This is a genomic window from Magnetospirillum fulvum (assembly GCF_900108475.1).
In the GTDB taxonomy this organism is placed as follows: Bacteria; Pseudomonadota; Alphaproteobacteria; order Rhodospirillales; family Magnetospirillaceae; genus Phaeospirillum; species Phaeospirillum fulvum_A.
Genome location: NZ_FNWO01000016.1, coordinates 16,208 through 32,886 on the forward strand (window position 1 = coordinate 16,208; position 16,679 = coordinate 32,886).

The window sequence follows — 16,679 nt, forward strand, 5'->3', positions numbered from 1 at the left end:
CTTGCAACCATGAAACCGAGCGAAATCGCCCGCGTTGAGGCATATCTGCGTGCGACCTTCGGCAACGACCGCATTCGGATCGACCCGCCCAAGAAGACCAATGCGCCTATCGAGGTCAGCATCGGCGACGAATTCATCGGTGTCTTGCACCGTGACGAAGATGAAGGCGAAGTCTCTTATTCGCTGAACATCTCCATCCTTGAAGAGGATTTGCCGACTCTCGCCAAGAACTGAGAGCGGCACGAAGGGACTTCGATTCCATGGCGGGAGCGGGAAGCGGGAAAAGTCTGCGGATCGTTTTCGCCACGATCGGATCGTTTGGCGACCTTCACCCCTACATCGCCCTCGCCCTTGAACTGAATCGACGCGGCCATCGAGCCATGATCGCGGGCAGCGACGTCTATCGCGACAAGATTCAGGCGCTCGGCATCGATTTCCATCCGCTCGGCCCCGATTTCAATCGCGTCCAGTCCGTCCCCGGTCTGGTCGATCAGGTGCTGCACCCCCGCACCGGCGCGGAAACGCTGATCCGCGACGTGATGATGCCCAATCTGCGGGAATCCTACGCCGATCTGTCCGCCGCCGCCGAAGGGTCCGACCTGCTGGTCTCCCACCCGCTGGCCTTTGCCGCCCGATTGGTGGCGGAAACCCAGGGGCGGCGCTGGGCCTCGACCTTCCTCGCCCCCTTCACCGCCTTGTCGGTTCACGACCCGTCGGTGATGGCCGAGATTCCGTTTCTCAACCTGCTGCGCCCGCTGGGGCCGCCGCTGTTTCGCCAGATTTACCACCATGTGATGCTGCGCGCCCACGATTGGAGCGCGCCGTGGCACGCCTTCCGCGCCGAACTGGGTCTGCCCCCCGCCGCCGACGATCCGCTGTTCGCCGGGCAGCACGCTCCCGATCTGGCGCTTGGCCTGTTCTCGCCGCTGTTGGGCGCGCCCCAGCCCGACTGGCCGCGCAACAGCATGGCGACCGGGTTCGCCTTTCACGACGACGACGATCAGGCGGGGTTGCCGCCCGATCTCGCCGCGTTCCTCGCGGACGGCCCGCCGCCGCTGGTCTTCACCCTGGGAACGACGATGGTGCGTCGCCCCGGCAGTTTTTTCGAAGACAGCCTGAAAGCGGCACAACGGCTACGCCGCCGGGCGGTGCTGCTGGTCGGGTCGAAATCGTCGCTGCCGCTCGGCCCGCTGTCGGAGTCCGCGATCTCCGTCGCCTATGCCCCCTTCTCGGCCCTGTTCCCCCGCGCCGCCGCCATCGTCCATCAGGGCGGAGTCGGCACCACCGGACAGGCGATGCGAGCGGGCCGACCGATGCTGGTGGTCCCGTTCGGCTATGACCAGCCCGACAATGCCGCCCGGGTCACCCGGCTCGGAATCGCCCGGTCGCTGCCGATCGGACGCTATACCGCCAGCCGTGCCGCCGACCAACTGGGCAGGCTGCTCGACCAGCCCTCGTACCAGCGCCGCGCCAGCGAGATCGGCCGCAAGATCGCCGCCGAAACCGGCACCCAAACCGCCTGCGACGCCTTGGTCGCGCTGGCCGAGGCGGGGCAGAATCCCGACCGCCAATCCCCCCGATTGCGGGCCGCCGGTTAGGCTTCGCCTTCGCCGCCCCGACTGTGGCTACGCTCTAGTTGTTCTGCGCCGCCTGTATTCAACAACAGCCGGCTTGCTGATCAGGTTGAACAGGGCAGAAAAGGTTTCAGGCAAGTCACGCCGGGACGCCCTGAACACCTCAACATCAGATTCAATTGGGCTTCGATAGAGGAAAACTCGAATTTCATCTCCGTTCGTCACGAGATAATAAGGAGTTCCAATAAATATCGCATAACTTCTGGCCTGCTGGATATGGGTTGATAGATTTTCTCCAAAGTTCTTGGCCTCAACAACCAGAAGAGAACTATCTTTGCTTCGGTTACGACCATCGAACAAAACAAAATCGGCCTCTGTTTTGGTCTTCCTCCCCCCGACCACCTGTTCAACCCGATAACCGTCTGCCCGGTCGTCCTCTGTGTAGCCGAGGCGGTCCAAGAGCGGGATCACAAACCGAATCTCGACTTCCTTCTCGCTACTAAAATGCTTGCCTGCGATTCCAGCCAGCCACGGGTCACCCCCCTGAGAATGATCACCTTCGAGAGATGAGTTGGCCGAGAAATCCCCAAGAGGAAGATTCGGATCGGTAACGGAAAGCGTGACCCAATCATCTCGCCCAATGGTTCTTATGTCTGGACTCAAAATGACACCTAAAGATACCAAGCCGTCATGAATGACATCAATAAAATGTTTTTGCCTAGTCTTGAAACCATAGTGCCCCAACAAAGTCTTAAGTAATATTCGCTTAGATTTTTTCGGAGCTTCGAATACAGCTGACCGAATGGCCTCCGAGACGGCCCCATGGTTCCGCTCAGTCATCATCCCCCCCTTCCCTCGCCGCCAATTATAATCGGTTAGGGCGTATGTTCTCAGAGAGAGACACGTATGGGAAGTGGATTTGTGACATTTCCCGCAATGCTTGGTCGCGAGAAACTACCGCAGGCGCGGAGTCTGGAGCCAATTCAGGGCATGCCGGTAGAGGACATTTATCCCGCCGAAACCGGCACCCAAACCGCCTGCGACGCCCTGGTCGCGCTGGCCGAGGCGGGGCAGCATCCCGACCGCCAATCCCCCCGATTGCGGGCCGCCGGTTAGGCTCCGCCTTCGCTGCCCCCGGGTTTGATCCCGGCCAATGCGCCGAAGAACGTGCTGGTCTCTCCGGCAACGCGGGCGCGCTGACGATCGACCGTAATCAGGTGATAGCAATCGTCCAGCAGCACGGTGCGAACCGGGCCGCCGAGGCGACGGGCGACATAGCGGGGATTCTTCAGGCCGCACAGATCGTCTTGAACAGCATGGACGATCAGGGTCGGAGCCGTGATCAAAGGCAGTTCCGGTTTTAGCATCGCGGCGAATTCGCCCATCTCGCGCAACGACCGCCCGGTGATGCCGATCGCCCCGGCGGTCGCGGTATCGCCCTTTTGCTTCGCGGCGGCGACGGGGCGGCGCAGGCGCTCGTCCTTGATGCTGTAGGGATCGCTGCCGACAAAGCGATAGGACAGCCCCCGCTCGGTCTTGAGGAACCACGGCAGCAGAAACGCGAAGCGGGGCATCGACCAGCCGTCATACCACAGCGGCAGGGAATAGAGGGCAAGCCCGGCCACCGTTTCCTTGTGCTTCGCGGCCAGATGCAGCGCCAACAGCGCGCCCAGGCACAGCCCGGCGACGAAGACGGAACGGTGCCGACAGACCGCTTCGGCGTGGACCGTCTCGACGCTGTCGTACCAATCGCGCCAGCCGGTCTTGACCAGATCGGCTTCGCTGCCGCAATGCCCGGCCAGCCGCACCGCATAGACGGTAAAGCCCGACGCGGACAGGCAGCGGGCGACCGAGCGCATTTCGTTGGGGGTTCCGGCCAATCCATGGATCAGCAGCACTGCCGGGCCGGACGGCTCGGAAGCGCCGCGATGATAGCGATAGCCAAGCGACGGTTGGGCCAGAGCGGCGGCGGGGAGATACGTCTCGATCGTCATTGCATTCCTGTCGAATCCTCGGTTGCCCAATATAGTTTGGGCTTGGTAGAGTTCGAAACACCCTATCATACCGAAGTCCTGTCCCGACCGGCCATGATCCGGCCGGACGGCCTTATTCCAGGGACCGGCCCCTTTTCTGGAGATCGACGACATGAGCATCGGAACGCCGTTAAGCATGTCCGCCACGCGGGTGATGCTGCTGGGGGCCGGAGAATTGGGCAAGGAACTGGTGATCGCCCTCCAGCGTCTGGGCGTCGAGGTGATCGCGGTCGACCGCTATGACAACGCGCCGGGGATGCAGGTGGCGCACCGCTCCCACGTCGTCACCATGACCGACGCCGCCGCGCTGCGCCGGGTGATCGAAGCGGAAAAGCCGCATCTGGTGGTGCCCGAGATCGAGGCGATCGCCACCGACCTGCTGCTGGAGATCGAGCGGGAAAAATTGGCGGAAGTGATCCCGACCGCGCGCGCCACCCGGTTGACGATGGATCGCGAGGGGATTCGCCGCCTCGCCGCCGAGACGCTGGGCCTGCCCACCTCGCCCTACGCCTTCGCCGAATCGCTCGACGAATTGCGCGCCGCGATCGAGGGCGGCATCGGCTTTCCTTGCGTGGTCAAGCCGGTGATGTCGTCGTCGGGCAAGGGCCAGTCCGTGCTGAAATCGGCCTCGGATATCGAGGTCGCGTGGATTCATGCCCTTCAGGCCGGGCGGGTGGCGCGCACCCGCGTCATCGTCGAGGGCTTCATTGATTTCGATTACGAAATCACCCAGCTCACCGTCCGGGCGGTCGGGGCCTCGGGTCAGGTCGAGACCTATTTCTGCGACCCGATCGGCCATCATCAGGTCGATGGCGATTACGTGCTGTCGTGGCAGCCCCAGGCGATGAGCCCGGCGGCGCTGGCTGCCGCCCGCGACATCGCCGGGCGGATCACCGGCGATCTGGGCGGACGGGGCATCTTTGGCGTCGAACTGTTCGTCAAGGGCGATCAGGTGTGGTTCTCCGAGGTCAGCCCCCGCCCCCACGATACCGGGCTGGTGACGCTGTGTACCCAGCGCCTGTCCGAGTTCGACCTCCACGCCCGCGCCATCCTCGGCCTGCCGGTCGATGTCGCCCTGCGCTCGCCCGGCGCGTCGGCGGTGATCTATGGCGGGATGAACGCGACCGGCATCGCCTTTGAAGGGGTGGCCGAGGCGTTGCAGGTGCCGGGCAGCGATTTGCGTCTGTTCGGCAAGCCGGAAAGCTATCAAAAGCGGCGGATGGGCGTTGCCGTCGCCTCGGCCGACAGCGTCGAAGAGGCGATCGAACGGGCCAAGCTGGCCGCCAGCCGCGTCCAGCCGGTCCGAGGCTAGACGTCGAAGGGGGCCGCCTGGAAAACCGGGCCGCCCCCTCCCCTTTTCCTACCGGGCGATCAGATCCTCCAATTCGCGCAGCAACGCCTCGGCCGATTGGGCCGGAGCGGGCGCCGCCGCCGTGTTCGTCTCGTCCTCCAGCACGATGATGTCGGAGAGCAGGAACGTCGCGATCTTGTCCAGGGTGGGATAGTCGAATAGCAGCGAGGCGGGCAGCGTCTTGCCCAGGCTGCGGTTCAGCCGGTTGCGCATATCGACCGACATCAGCGAATCGAAGCCCTGGGCCACCAGCGGCTGATCGAGCGCGATTGCCTCGCCCTCGCCATAGCCCAGGGTGTGACGGGCCAGCTCCTGGAGATACGACCGCAGCAAACCGGGCCGTTCGACCGCGAGGACGGCACGCAATTCCTCGACGATCGCGCGCCCGACCGCAGCGGCGGTTTCGACCTGCTCCCCCGCTCCCGTCGCCGACACCAACGCCGCATACAGGCCGCGTTGGGTGTCGATCCCCTGACTGGCGGCAAAGGCCCGCCAATCGGCATCGACAATCGCGGGCTGGGTCAAATCCTCCTTCAGGACATGTTTCAGCACCCGGAGCGCCTGATCGGGATTGAGCCCGCGTATCCCCATCGCCCCGAAGCGGTCGCCCGACAGAGCGGCGGCCATCCCGGCTTCGGCCCACGGCCCCCAATTGACGCTGGTCGCGGGCAGCGACAGCAGGCGGCGATAGGCGGCCAGCCCATCCATGAAGCCGTTGGCGGCCGCGTAATTGCCCTGCCCCAGATTGCCGATCACGGCCGCGACCGAGGAGAACAGGACAAAGAAATCGAGCGTCCGGTCGCGGGTGGCGACATGAAGGTTCCAGGCGCCGCGCAGCTTGGGTGCCATCACCGTGGCAAAGCGCGGCCAGGTCAGATCGGGTATCATCCCGTCGGCGAGCAGACCGGCGGCATGGACGATGCCTTTCAGCGGCGGCATTGATGCGTCGATTTGGGCCATCACCCGACCGACATCCTCGGCCAGGGCGACGTCGGCGGCAACGATCTCGACCGCGACACCGGCTTCGCGCAATTGAGCGATCGCCGCCTCGGCCGTCGGATTGGGAGCGTTGCGCCCGGTCAGAACCAGATGACGCGCTCCCTCGTCGGCCAGCCAGCGCGCCACCTTCAGCCCCAGCGCCCCCAGCCCGCCGGTGACGCAATAGGTCGCCTCGGGCGACACCGGGCCGCGCTCGCGGATCAGGCTCTGGCGGTCCTCGCTATCGCGCGACAGTACAATCTTGCCGATATGGCGGGCCTGGGCCATGTAGCGGAACCCGTCCTCGGCTTGATGCAGCGGGAACATTGTCACCGGCAACGGGCGCAACGCGCCGCTGTCGAACAGCGGGAACAGGTCCGCGACCATCGCCGCGATCGTCGCCGGATCGTCGCGCGAAACGGCGGCCAGATCGAACGGACGGTAAAAGATCGTGGGATCCAGCGCGGTGACGCGGGCGTCGTCCCAAATCCCGATCTTGCCCATTTCGAGGAAGCGACCGCCCTTCGCCAGCACCGAGAAGCTGGCGGGGATGAAATCGCCGTTCAGCGAGTTGAGGATGATATCGACCCCCGCCCCGCCGGTCACCGCCTTGATCTCGGCGGCAAAGTCGGTGTTGCGGGAATTGAACAGATGGGTGACGCCCAGCGCGGAGAGCGCGTCGCGCTTGTCTTGCGAGCCGACGGTGGCAAACACCTCGGCCCCGGCCCGCAACGCCAGTTGCACCGCCGCCATGCCGACGCCGCCCGCCGCGGCATGGATCAGGATGCGGTCGCCCGGCTTGATCTTCGCCAGCACCGACAAAGCGTAATGCGCGGTCAGGAAGGTTGCGGGCAGCGTCGTCGCCTCGGCGAAACTGAGCCGCTTCGGCTTGGCCACCACCTGGGCGCGGCTGACCGTAACGTGGCTGCCGATGCACCCAGGCGAGGCGAGCACGACCACCGAATCACCCTCCTCCAGGTCGGTGATTCCAGCGCCCCGCCGCACCACCCGACCCGTCGCCTCGAAGCCCAGCAGACCGGCCTCGCCGGGATATTGCCCGAGCGCGTTCAGCACATCGCGGAAGTTCAGCCCGGCGGCGACAATCGCCACCTCGACCTCGCCCGCACCGGGGGCGCGGCGCGGCCTCGTCTTGAAGGTGAGATCGTCCAGGGTGTGACGCGGCCCGACATCGAGGTAATAGGCTTCGGTCGCGCTGGCCACCGGACCGCTGCCCTGCCCCGGCTTGGCTCCCGGCTGGGCGACGAGACGGGCGGCAAAGACGCGGCCCCCCCGGCGCAGCGCCAGATGATCCTCGCCCGCCACCGCCTCGGGGCCGCTACCGTCGAAGATCGCGGTCAGAGCGGCCAGCCCCTCGTCGCTCTGCTTGGCCTCGACATCGACCAGACCGCCCCACAATTCGGGGAATTCGTGCGACAGAGTGCGGCCGAACGCCCACAACGCACCACCGACCAGACTTCCAGGCCGGATCGAGCGGTCCTCGCGCACCACTGTCTGGGCCTGATTGGTGACGATCCACAGCCGGATCGTTTGGGGCAGCGCGGCACGGCCCAGCCCATGAACAAGCTCAAGCAGACCTCCCACCCAGGTGCGATGATCGGATTCAAGAGTATCGGCGGTCGAGTCGTCGCCCGCGCTTTCGGCTCCGCTGGCGTCAAATACGATCTGGAGCGCGGTAAAGCCACCCCGTTCGGCCCACGCCGAGAGCCGCGCCGCGACATCGGTCAAACCATCGGGGCGCAGTTCAAGCGGGACGATGCCCTGCCCCTGCAAGCGGGCAATCAAACCGTCGCCCCAGTCACCACCCGCCGCCCGCACCGCGACCCAGCCCGTCGTCGGCGCGAGAGCCGAAGCGGGGACGCCCGCCGCGATCTCGTTCCAGGACAGGGCATGGACCAGCCCGCAATCGTCGCGGCGCATCTGCTGATAGAGCGTGTCGCGGTCGGTCTGCTTCAGCAGGAAATCGTCGATTTCCAGCACCACCGACCCATCGGCGGCATAGGTGGTCACCGTCGCCTTGACCAGTCCGGGCGACACCGCGATCCGTGTATGGCAATAAAGCGGCCCGGCCAGCGATCCCAGCAAACGGACGCTGCCCATATGCAGCGGGATCAGCACATTGTTTCCGCTCAACATTTCGGCGGCAGAGGTGTCGCAGGCGGGCAGCACGGTCTGGAGGATCGAATCGATCAGACCGGGATGGATCGCGCCATCGTCGATCCGGCCGGTTGCCTCAAGACGGCACCAGGATTCGTCAGGACCCTGGCCGATCTCGCGCAGGCAACGGAAGTTCGGCCCGGTGCTGTAGCCGACGCTTTCGATCAGGGCATAGAACGCATCATGCTCCATCCGTCCGGGGCTGCGCGCCGCCAGGGCCGCGAAATCGGGCCGCGCCGCCGCCCGCGCCTCAGGCAGTTCGGCCACGATAGTTCCGGCCGAATGGGTCTGCCACGCCGCCTCGTCATCGCTGGCGGGACGGCTGACCAGCCGGAAGCCGCGACCCGCCCCCGGCTCACCTTCGACAATCACCTGGACGGTGCGGGGCTCGTCGTCATCGACGACCAGCGGCGCGGTAAAGGAGACGTCGTCCAATTGCCGCGCCCCGGCTCCGGTCAGATCGCGCACCGCCCCGAACGCCATCGACAGATGGGCGGCGGCGGGCGAGATGATCCGGCCAAAAATCTTGTGCTCGCGCAGGAACGAGGGCTGCTCGGCGGTGAAATGAGCCTGGAACAGCACGGTGCCCCGCGCAAACAGCGGTGACACGATCTTCTGCCCCAGCCAACCATGGTTGCGCCCGACCGTGGCCGTTCCGCCGGAGTCCGGCAGCGGGGCCAGGTAATAGCTTTTGCGCTGGAACGGATAGCCGGGGAAGGCGACCCGGCGCGGATCGAAGGGGGCATCGCGCCCGGCCCAGTCAATCTCGGCGCCTTGGGCGAAGAGTGCGGCCACAGCCAGCGCCAGGGTGCGGTGATCGGCCTCGGCATCGGGAACCGCCCCGGCGGCGGGACGGGTCAGCGAGGGGAGAAATACCCGCCCCTCGGCCTCGACGCTGGTCCGCGCCAGCGCGGTCAGGATCGGGGCCGCACCGATTTCGAGGAACACACTGACCCCATCCTCGGCGAGCGTGCGGGCGGCGGCGGCAAAGCGCACCGGCGCTTCGACCTGCCCCGACCAATAGGCTGCGCTGGACAGATCGCCCGGCCCCGCCTTGGCCCCACTGACGGTCGAAACCATCGGCAGCAGCGCCGGGCGATAGGCGACCTGCCCCGCGACCCCGGCAAACGTCTCGACCATCGGCCGCATCAGCGGCGAGTGGAAGGCATGCGATACCCGCAATTCCTGGGTGCGGCGGCCCTGGGCCTCGAACCCCCGGCGTACCTCCGCCACCGAATCGGCCGGTCCGGCGATCACGATGTCTTCGGGGGTGTTGATCGCCGCGACCGAGAGCGGCACCCCGCGACCTGCCACCCGCGCCACCGCCGCCGCGACCTCGGCTTCGGGCGCGGCAATCGAGGCCATCGCGCCGCCACTCGGCAACGCCTGCATCAGCCGTCCCCGCTCCGCCACCAGGGTCAAAGCGTCTTCCAGCCCGATCACGCCTGCGACATGGGCGGCGACGAACTCGCCGATGCTGTGCCCGGCGACGATGTCGGGGGTAACCCCCCAACTGCGCCACAGCTCGGACAGGGCATATTCGATCGCGAAGATCGCGGGCTGGGCGAACCCGGTCTGTTGCAGCCGCTCGTTATCGGCCTGTGGCCCATAGATCAGGTCGAGGAGGGATTCGCCCAGACGCGGCCGCAAAATTTGGTCGCAGGCATCGAGCGCAGCGCGGAACACCGGCTGATCGCGATAAAGCGCGCGGCCCATCCCGACATATTGCGAGCCCTGGCCGGTGAACAGGAAGGCGATCTTGGGCCGCTCCGCTTTCGATCCGGTCACTACCGTGCGCGGCGCACTTCCGGCCAGCGACTGGCGCAAGCTCTGCGCGATCTCCGGCCCGCTTGATCCCACCGCCGCCAGCCGAAAACCGAAATGGCTGCGCCCGGCTCCGGCGGTGTGGGCGATGTCGGCGAGCGGAGCGGTACTGCTGTCCAGATAATCGGCAACCCGCTCGGTCAGTGCCCGCAACGCCTCGGCCGACCGGGCCGACAGCGGCAGCACCTGCGGTCCCGGCGCTGGAACCCCGACGCGGGGAACCTCCCTCGGCGCTTCCTCGACGATCACATGGGCGTTGGTGCCGGAAAAGCCGAACGAACTGACCCCGGCCCGGCGCGGCTTGTCGCCTTGAGGCCAGGGCGTCAGCTCGGTCGGCACCCGGAACGGATACTGCCCCCACGGAATATGCGGACTGGGCGAGGACAAATGGAGATGGGGCGGAATCTCGCCATGACGCAGGCACAGCAGCGCCTTGATCAGCCCGGCGATCCCGGCACCGGCCTCGAGATGGCCGATATTGGTCTTGATCGTGCTGATCAGAACCGGATCGTCGGCTCCGCGCACCGTCTGCATAATCCGGCCAATCGCCTCGACCTCGATTGGATCGCCGAGCGGGGTTCCAGTACCGTGCGCCTCGATATAGCCGATATCGGCAGGCGACAGACCGGCGCTGGCCAGGGCGCGCTGGATCACCTTTTCCTGGGCCAGACCGTTGGGGGCGGTCAGGCCGTTGCTCTTGCCGTCCTGATTGACCGCCGAACCCCGGATCAGACCGAGAATGCGGTCCTTGGCGGCGATGGCGTCGGACAGCCGCTTCAGCACGATCACCCCGCAGCCTTCGCCGCGCCCATAGCCGTCAGCCGAGGAATCGAAGGTCTTGCACAGACCGTCGGGCGAGATCGTCCCCAGCTTCGATGAGGCGATATGGAAAATCGGCGACAGGATCAGATTGATCCCGGCGGCCAGCGCCATATCGCTTTCGCCGTTGCGCAACCCCTGGGCCGCCAGATGCACCGCCACCAGCGAGGACGAGCAAGCGGTATCGACCGCCATGCTGGGGCCTTCGAACCCCAGCGTGTAGGAAATCCGCCCCGAGGCGGGGGCAAAGCAGGTGCCGGTCAGGGCATAGCCGTCGATCAGATCCAGCCGCCCGGAATGGCGGTGGGCCTGGGTGTAATCGTCGCTGGAAATCCCGACATAGACGCCGGTGCGGCTGCCCCGGAGCGCAATCGGGTTCAGCCCGGCATCCTCGATCGCCTCCCAGGCGACCTCAAGCAACAGACGTTGCTGCGGATCGAGGCTGATCGCCTCCTTCGACGAAATGCCGAAGAACGGCGCGTCGAACTGGTCGATCGGCCGGTCGATGAAATTGGCCCGCACCGCATGGGTGGTGCCGGGCGCGTCGGGCGAGGGATGGTAGAAATGCTCGGACTCCCACCGCTCGGGCGGGATCGGCACGCTGGTATTGTCACCCCGGCGCAGCATCTGCCACAGCGCCTCGGGATCGTTGGCTCCGCCGGGCAGACGGCAGGCGATACCGACCACCGCGATCGGCTCGCTGCGGGCGGCCTCGATCTCGTGCAGCCGGTTTTGGGTCTTTTTCAGCGCGATGAACGTCTTTTTCAGGACGTCGGCCGAACCGTCGGGGGTGATGGACTCGGGGCTCGTCACGTCGTTCATAGCAAGTTCACCTCGCGTTCGATGAGCTGTTCCAATTCGTCGGGGGTCAGATCGTCCAGGAAATCGAACCCTGCGGACTCGGAAGCAGCGTCGGGGGGAGCGGCAGGCGGCGTGGAGCCGACGGGGGGAGGCGCGGTCGGACTTGGGTCCGCCAGGAAATAATCCGCCATCCGGCAGATCGAGGGGTAATTGAAGAAGAAGGTCGCGGGCAACCGCGCCTCGAACGCCAGATCAAGCTGGCGGCGCAGTTCCAGCGCCAGCAACGAGGTAAAGCCCTGCTCACCCAGGGCGCGGTCGGGATCGAGCGGCGCCAGCGGCCGGTCGCTCAACACCTTGCGGGCGATCTCGTCGATGGTGCGGATCAGCCCGTCGCGGCTGCGTCCCACCGCGACCGGAGCGGGCGGAACCGAGGAAAGTGACACCGCCGCGACCGGGGCAGAAGATGGGGCCGGATGGTTCGCCGCCCCTCCTCGCACCGGAGAGACGTAATAGCTTTTGCGCTGGAACGGATAGCCGGGGAAGGCGACCCGGCGCGGATCGAAGGGGGCATCGCGCCCCGACCAGTCAATCTCGGCCCCCTGGGCATAGAGTGCGGCCAAGGCCAGCGCCAGGGCACGGTGATCGGCCTCGGGGTCAGGAACCACCCCGGCGGCGGGACGGGTCAGCGAGGGCAGGAACACCCGCCCCTCGGCCTCGACGCTGGTCCGCGCCAGCGCGGTCAGGATCGGGGCCGCACCGATTTCAAGGAAGACGCTGACCCCATCCTCGGCCAAGGTCCGGGCGGCGGCGGCAAAGCGCACCGGCGCTTCGACCTGCCCCGACCAATAGGCAGCACTGGCCATATCGCCCGGCCCCGCCTTGGCTCCACTGACGGTCGAGACCATCGGCAGCAGTGCCGGGCGATAGGCGACCTTGCCCGCGATTTCGGCAAACGTCTCGACCATCGGCCGCATCAGCGGCGAATGGAAAGCATGCGATACCCGCAATTCCTGGGTCCGCCGCCCCTGCGCCTCAAAGCTGCGCCGCACCTCCGCCACCGAATCGGCGGGTCCGGCGATCACGATGTCTTCGGGGGTGTTGATCGCCGCCACCGAAAGCGGCACCCCGCTTGCGGCGACCCGCGCCACCGCCGCCGCGACCTCGGCTTCGGGCGCGGCAATCGAGGCCATCGCGCCGCCACTCGGCAACGCCTGCATCAGCCGTCCCCGCTCCGCCACCAGGGTCAGGGCGTCGTCCAGCCCGATCACGCCAGCGACATGGGCGGCGACGAACTCGCCGATGCTGTGCCCGGCGACGATGTCGGGGGTAACCCCCCAACTGCGCCACAATTCGGACAGGGCATATTCGATCGCAAAGATCGCGGGCTGGGCGAACCCGGTCTGTTGCAGACGCTCGTTATCGGCCTCCGGCCCATAGAGAAGCTCGAGCAGAGACTCGCCCAGACGCGGACGCAGGATTTCGTCGCTCCGGTCCAGCGCGGCGCGGAACACAGGCTGGTCCCGATAAAGGGCACGGCCCATCCCGACATATTGCGAACCCTGGCCGGTGAACAGGAAAGCGATCTTGGGCCGCTCCGCCTTCGATCCGCTCACCACCGAGCGCGGCGCGCTCCCGGCCAGCGACTGGCGCAGGCTTTGCGCGATCTCGGACCCGCTCGATCCCACCGCGGCCAGCCGAAAACCGAAATGGCTGCGTCCCGCTCCGGCGGTGTGGGCGATGTCGGCGAGCGGATCGGTACTCGTTTCCAGATAATCGGCGACCCGCTCGGAGAGCGCCCGCAACGCCTCGGCCGACCGGGCCGACAGCGGCAGCACCTGCGGCCCCGGCGCTGGAACCCCGACGCGGGGAACCTCCCTCGGCGCTTCCTCGACGATCACATGGGCGTTGGTGCCGGAAAAACCGAACGAACTGACCCCGGCCCGGCGCGGCTTGTCCCCTTGAGGCCAGGGCGTCAGCTCGGTCGGCACCCGGAACGGATACTGGCCCCAGGGAATGTGCGGGCTGGGCGAGGACAGATGGAGATGAGGCGGAATCTCACCATGGCGCAGGCACAGCAGCGCCTTGATCAGCCCGGCGATCCCGGCCCCGGCTTCAAGATGGCCGATATTGGTTTTGACCGAGCCGATCCGCAACGGGTCGGCGGGATCGCGCCCCGTCCCATAGGTCGCCGCCAGCGCCGCCATTTCGACAACGTCGCCGAGGGGGGTGCCGGTGCCGTGCGCCTCGATATAGCCGATATCGGCGGGCGACAGACCGGCACTCTTCAAGGCGCGGCGGATCACTTTTTCCTGGGCGGTGCGACGCGGCGCGGTCAGCCCGTTGCTCTTGCCGTCCTGATTGACCGCCGAGCCCCGGATCAGCCCCAGCACCCGGCAGCCCAACGCCCTGGCCCGCGACAGCGGCATCAGCAGCACCGCGCCCGCCCCTTCGGCCCGGACATAGCCGTCGCCGCTGGCATCGAACGCCTTGCACCGCCCATCGGCCGACAGCACGCCCAATTGTGACAGCCCGACATAGAGATTGGGGGCCAGCAACGCATTGACCCCGGCGACCAGGGCGGCGTCGCATTCCCCGGCGCGGATCGCCTGGGTCGCCTGATGCAGCGCCACCAGCGAGGACGAGCAGGCGCTGTCGATCGCCATGCACGGGCCTTCGAAGCCAAACGTATAAGACAGCCGCCCGGCAGCGGCGGCAAAGGCGGCTCCGGTCGCGGCAAAGGCATCGATTCCGCCCGGGTCGGGATGCCAGATCCGCGCCCCCTGATAATCCGAGGTGCTGATCGCGACATAAATTCCGACATTGCCGTCCTCGGCGACCCGGTCGGGGGTCAGCCCGGCATCTTCCAGCGCACCCCAGGCAACTTCGAGCAGCAGGCGTTGCTGCGGATCAAGCCCCTGCGCCTCGGCCGGGGAGATATCAAAGAAGGCGGCGTCGAACCCGGCGGGAAACGAGTCGTCCAGAAAGCCGCCCCAGCCCGACACGCTGGTTCCCGGCCGCGCCGCTCCATGGACGGCATGAGCGGCCGCGTTCCACCGTTCGGGCGGAATCGGACGAATGGCCGAACCGCCCTGGCGGAGAAAGCGCCAGAACGCCTCGGCGGACTCGGCATCCGGCGGCAAACGGCAGCCCAGGCCCACGATGCACACCGGATCATCGGCAGACGGCAGAGCAGTCTCGGAAATGGGAGCCCCCTTCGGACGGAACACACCCTGGACAGATCAAATCGATACATCCAAAGCGCGCTTGTTGAAACAAGTTATAGGAATGGACGACACAAAGTCAGAGGAGACAATCATCTAAGATTGCAAAACCCCTCACCGCCCGACAGACCAAAGGGAGCGGAGCGGCACCGGGGCCGCTCCGCCGTACCCTTTACTGAACCAAGGCCGGGCTCGCCTTCTTGGCGGGCTGGGTGGCGCGGACGGTCTGGAACGACCACAGAGCACCGGGGACGATACCGTCGGCGCCCTCGATATCGACCCGCCAGTAATAGCGGCCCGACGGCTTCAGCCCGGTCAGATCGGCCCTGGGCTGGCTCACCGTCTGGACCTGGACGCCGTCATGGCGGTCCGCCGTGGCGGCATCGACCTGATCGGCGTTGCTGCCCCAATAGACAGTGTAGCGAAGGGCGTCGGCCCGCCCGGCCTGCCACGACACCGGAAGCACCGTTCCCTGGGCCAACGAAACGAACCCGGCGTTGGCCGGTTTGGGCGTTGTCACTTCCGAGATCACCAGCGGCATCAATTGATCGAGCATCGTCACCTCGGCCGAGCCGTCCCAGGTATTGCTGGCCAGCACGAACGAGGTTTCGGAATCGAAGAAGTAATAGGCCAAGGTCTTGTAGCCGGGGATCGCCCCGCCATGCCCCCGGGCGTCGCCGTAGGAGCGATGCGGCTGCATCAATCCGCCAACGGCGTACTCCATCGGCTCCCAGCCGTAATGGATGTCGGACGAAGCGAACGACAGCCATTTCAGCTTGGTTCCGGCATTGAGAAAGCGGTCGGTCTTCATTGCCGTTTCAAGGAAATGGAGCAAGTCCCACGGCGTCGAGATCACCGCTCCCGCCGTCCCGGCATAGGACGGATTGATCGCGGTTACGTCGCACCACGTCGCATAGACCTTCTGCGACTGACTGGGATTGTATTGGGTATAGCCGTGAATAAAGGGCAGGTTCCGCTCAGACTCGGCGAAGTAGGTGTCCCGCAAACCGGCCTTGTCGGTGATGTAGCGACGGATGAACTCGGCCGAACTGATCTTGGTGATCTTCTCGGCGATCATCCCGAGCAGGATGTAGTTCGAGTTGCTGTAATACCAGAACGGATAGGGCGCGGGCGCGGGCGGGGCCGACTGGCCGACCGTGGCCCAATAGGGATTGGGATAGGTGGCACCCGGCGCGAAATCGGGCGGCAACTGCGGAACCGCTTTGGGATCAAGCACCGCCATCAAATCTTGCGGCGAGAAATGGCGATCCGGATACGTGTAAACCTCGTTCGAGATCGTCGGATTGCTAAGATAATTGGTAATGCCCGATTTCATCTGCAACAGGTCGGCGATCGTGATCTTGGCGATGTTGGGAATCGCGACCACGGTCGGCTCGTCGGCCAAGTATTTGAGCACCGGATCGGACAGTTTAAGCTTTCCCTCCTGCTCCAATTGCAGGAAAGCCTGGGCCAGGAACATCTTGCTGACGCTGCCGACGCGGAATTGCTGCCCCGGACTGGGTTTGATCTTCTGGGGAATGTTGGCATAGCCAGCGGTGCCGACGCGAACGCCCCAGATTGGCGATTTGACGATCACCACCGCGCCCGGAATCACGTTGCTGGCGACCAGTTGGTCGAGCTTGGCCTGCCAGGCGGGCGGAAACGGCCGATAGGGCAAGGCGTTCGACGGAACCGAATTGGGCGGGGGGGTGTCGGGCGCCACCATCGGGCAGGCCTGCATCGGCGCGGACGCGGGCGGAGTCTGCGGGGCAGAGGCCGTCTGCGCCCCGGCGGCAGCGGCGAACACCATCGCCACAGCCCCCGAGGCGAGAAACAGACCGCTTGAACGATATGACGATCCTGGCATGGCACACCTCCCTGATTCGGAAATAACACATCACAC

9 protein-coding genes are annotated in these 16,679 nt (G+C 66.0%); 4 read left to right on the plus strand and 5 right to left on the minus strand.

The features are described 5' to 3' along the window. The first annotated feature begins 9 nt into the window (after positions 1-9). Positions 10-234, plus strand: a complete 225-nt coding sequence (locus BLW40_RS15595) for a DUF3126 family protein (protein WP_074770215.1) — start codon at positions 10-12, stop codon at positions 232-234. Between the two features lie 26 nt (positions 235-260). Beyond that, positions 261-1,598 (plus strand): glycosyltransferase, encoded by a 1,338-nt coding sequence (locus tag BLW40_RS15600; protein ID WP_083386822.1) that lies wholly within the window; start codon positions 261-263, stop codon positions 1,596-1,598. 27 nt (positions 1,599-1,625) lie between these two features. Here BLW40_RS15600 and BLW40_RS15605 read toward each other — a convergent pair whose 3' ends face one another. Beyond that, positions 1,626-2,417 carry a type I restriction enzyme HsdR N-terminal domain-containing protein gene (locus BLW40_RS15605; protein ID WP_074770217.1) on the minus strand — a complete coding sequence of 264 codons (792 nt, stop codon included), beginning with the start codon at positions 2,415-2,417 and terminating at the stop codon, positions 1,626-1,628. A gap of 147 nt (positions 2,418-2,564) precedes the next feature. Between BLW40_RS15605 and BLW40_RS18095 the strand changes: the two genes are divergently transcribed. Next, complete coding sequence (locus BLW40_RS18095) at positions 2,565-2,690, plus strand: hypothetical protein (protein ID WP_280139928.1); 126 nt, start codon at positions 2,565-2,567, stop codon at positions 2,688-2,690. Here BLW40_RS18095 and BLW40_RS15610 read toward each other — a convergent pair. Next, a complete protein-coding gene (locus BLW40_RS15610) occupies positions 2,687-3,568 on the minus strand; it encodes an alpha/beta hydrolase (RefSeq protein WP_074770219.1) in 882 nt (293 codons plus the stop codon). The two genes, BLW40_RS18095 and BLW40_RS15610, sit on opposite strands and share 4 nt — an antisense overlap. 151 nt (positions 3,569-3,719) lie before the next feature. On the opposite strand from BLW40_RS15610, the gene purT reads away from it, so the two are divergent. Then, a complete protein-coding gene (gene purT, locus BLW40_RS15615; RefSeq protein WP_074770221.1) occupies positions 3,720-4,919 on the plus strand; it encodes a formate-dependent phosphoribosylglycinamide formyltransferase in 1,200 nt (399 codons plus the stop codon). A 48-nt stretch (positions 4,920-4,967) separates the two neighbouring features. Here purT and BLW40_RS15620 read toward each other — a convergent pair whose 3' ends face one another. The 3 genes from BLW40_RS15620 to BLW40_RS15630 all read right to left on the minus strand — a co-directional run bounded on the left by BLW40_RS15620 (position 4,968) and on the right by BLW40_RS15630 (position 16,643). Continuing rightward, positions 4,968-11,576 carry a type I polyketide synthase gene (locus tag BLW40_RS15620; protein WP_074770223.1) on the minus strand — a complete coding sequence of 2,203 codons (6,609 nt, stop codon included), beginning with the start codon at positions 11,574-11,576 and terminating at the stop codon, positions 4,968-4,970. Further along, positions 11,573-14,722 (minus strand): type I polyketide synthase, encoded by a 3,150-nt coding sequence (locus tag BLW40_RS15625; RefSeq protein WP_170834597.1) that lies wholly within the window; start codon positions 14,720-14,722, stop codon positions 11,573-11,575. The genes BLW40_RS15620 and BLW40_RS15625 overlap by 4 nt, the downstream gene beginning before the upstream one ends. 226 nt (positions 14,723-14,948) lie before the next feature. Then, complete coding sequence (locus BLW40_RS15630; RefSeq protein WP_083386824.1) at positions 14,949-16,643, minus strand: serine hydrolase domain-containing protein; 1,695 nt, start codon at positions 16,641-16,643, stop codon at positions 14,949-14,951. Positions 16,644-16,679: the final 36 nt, after the last annotated feature.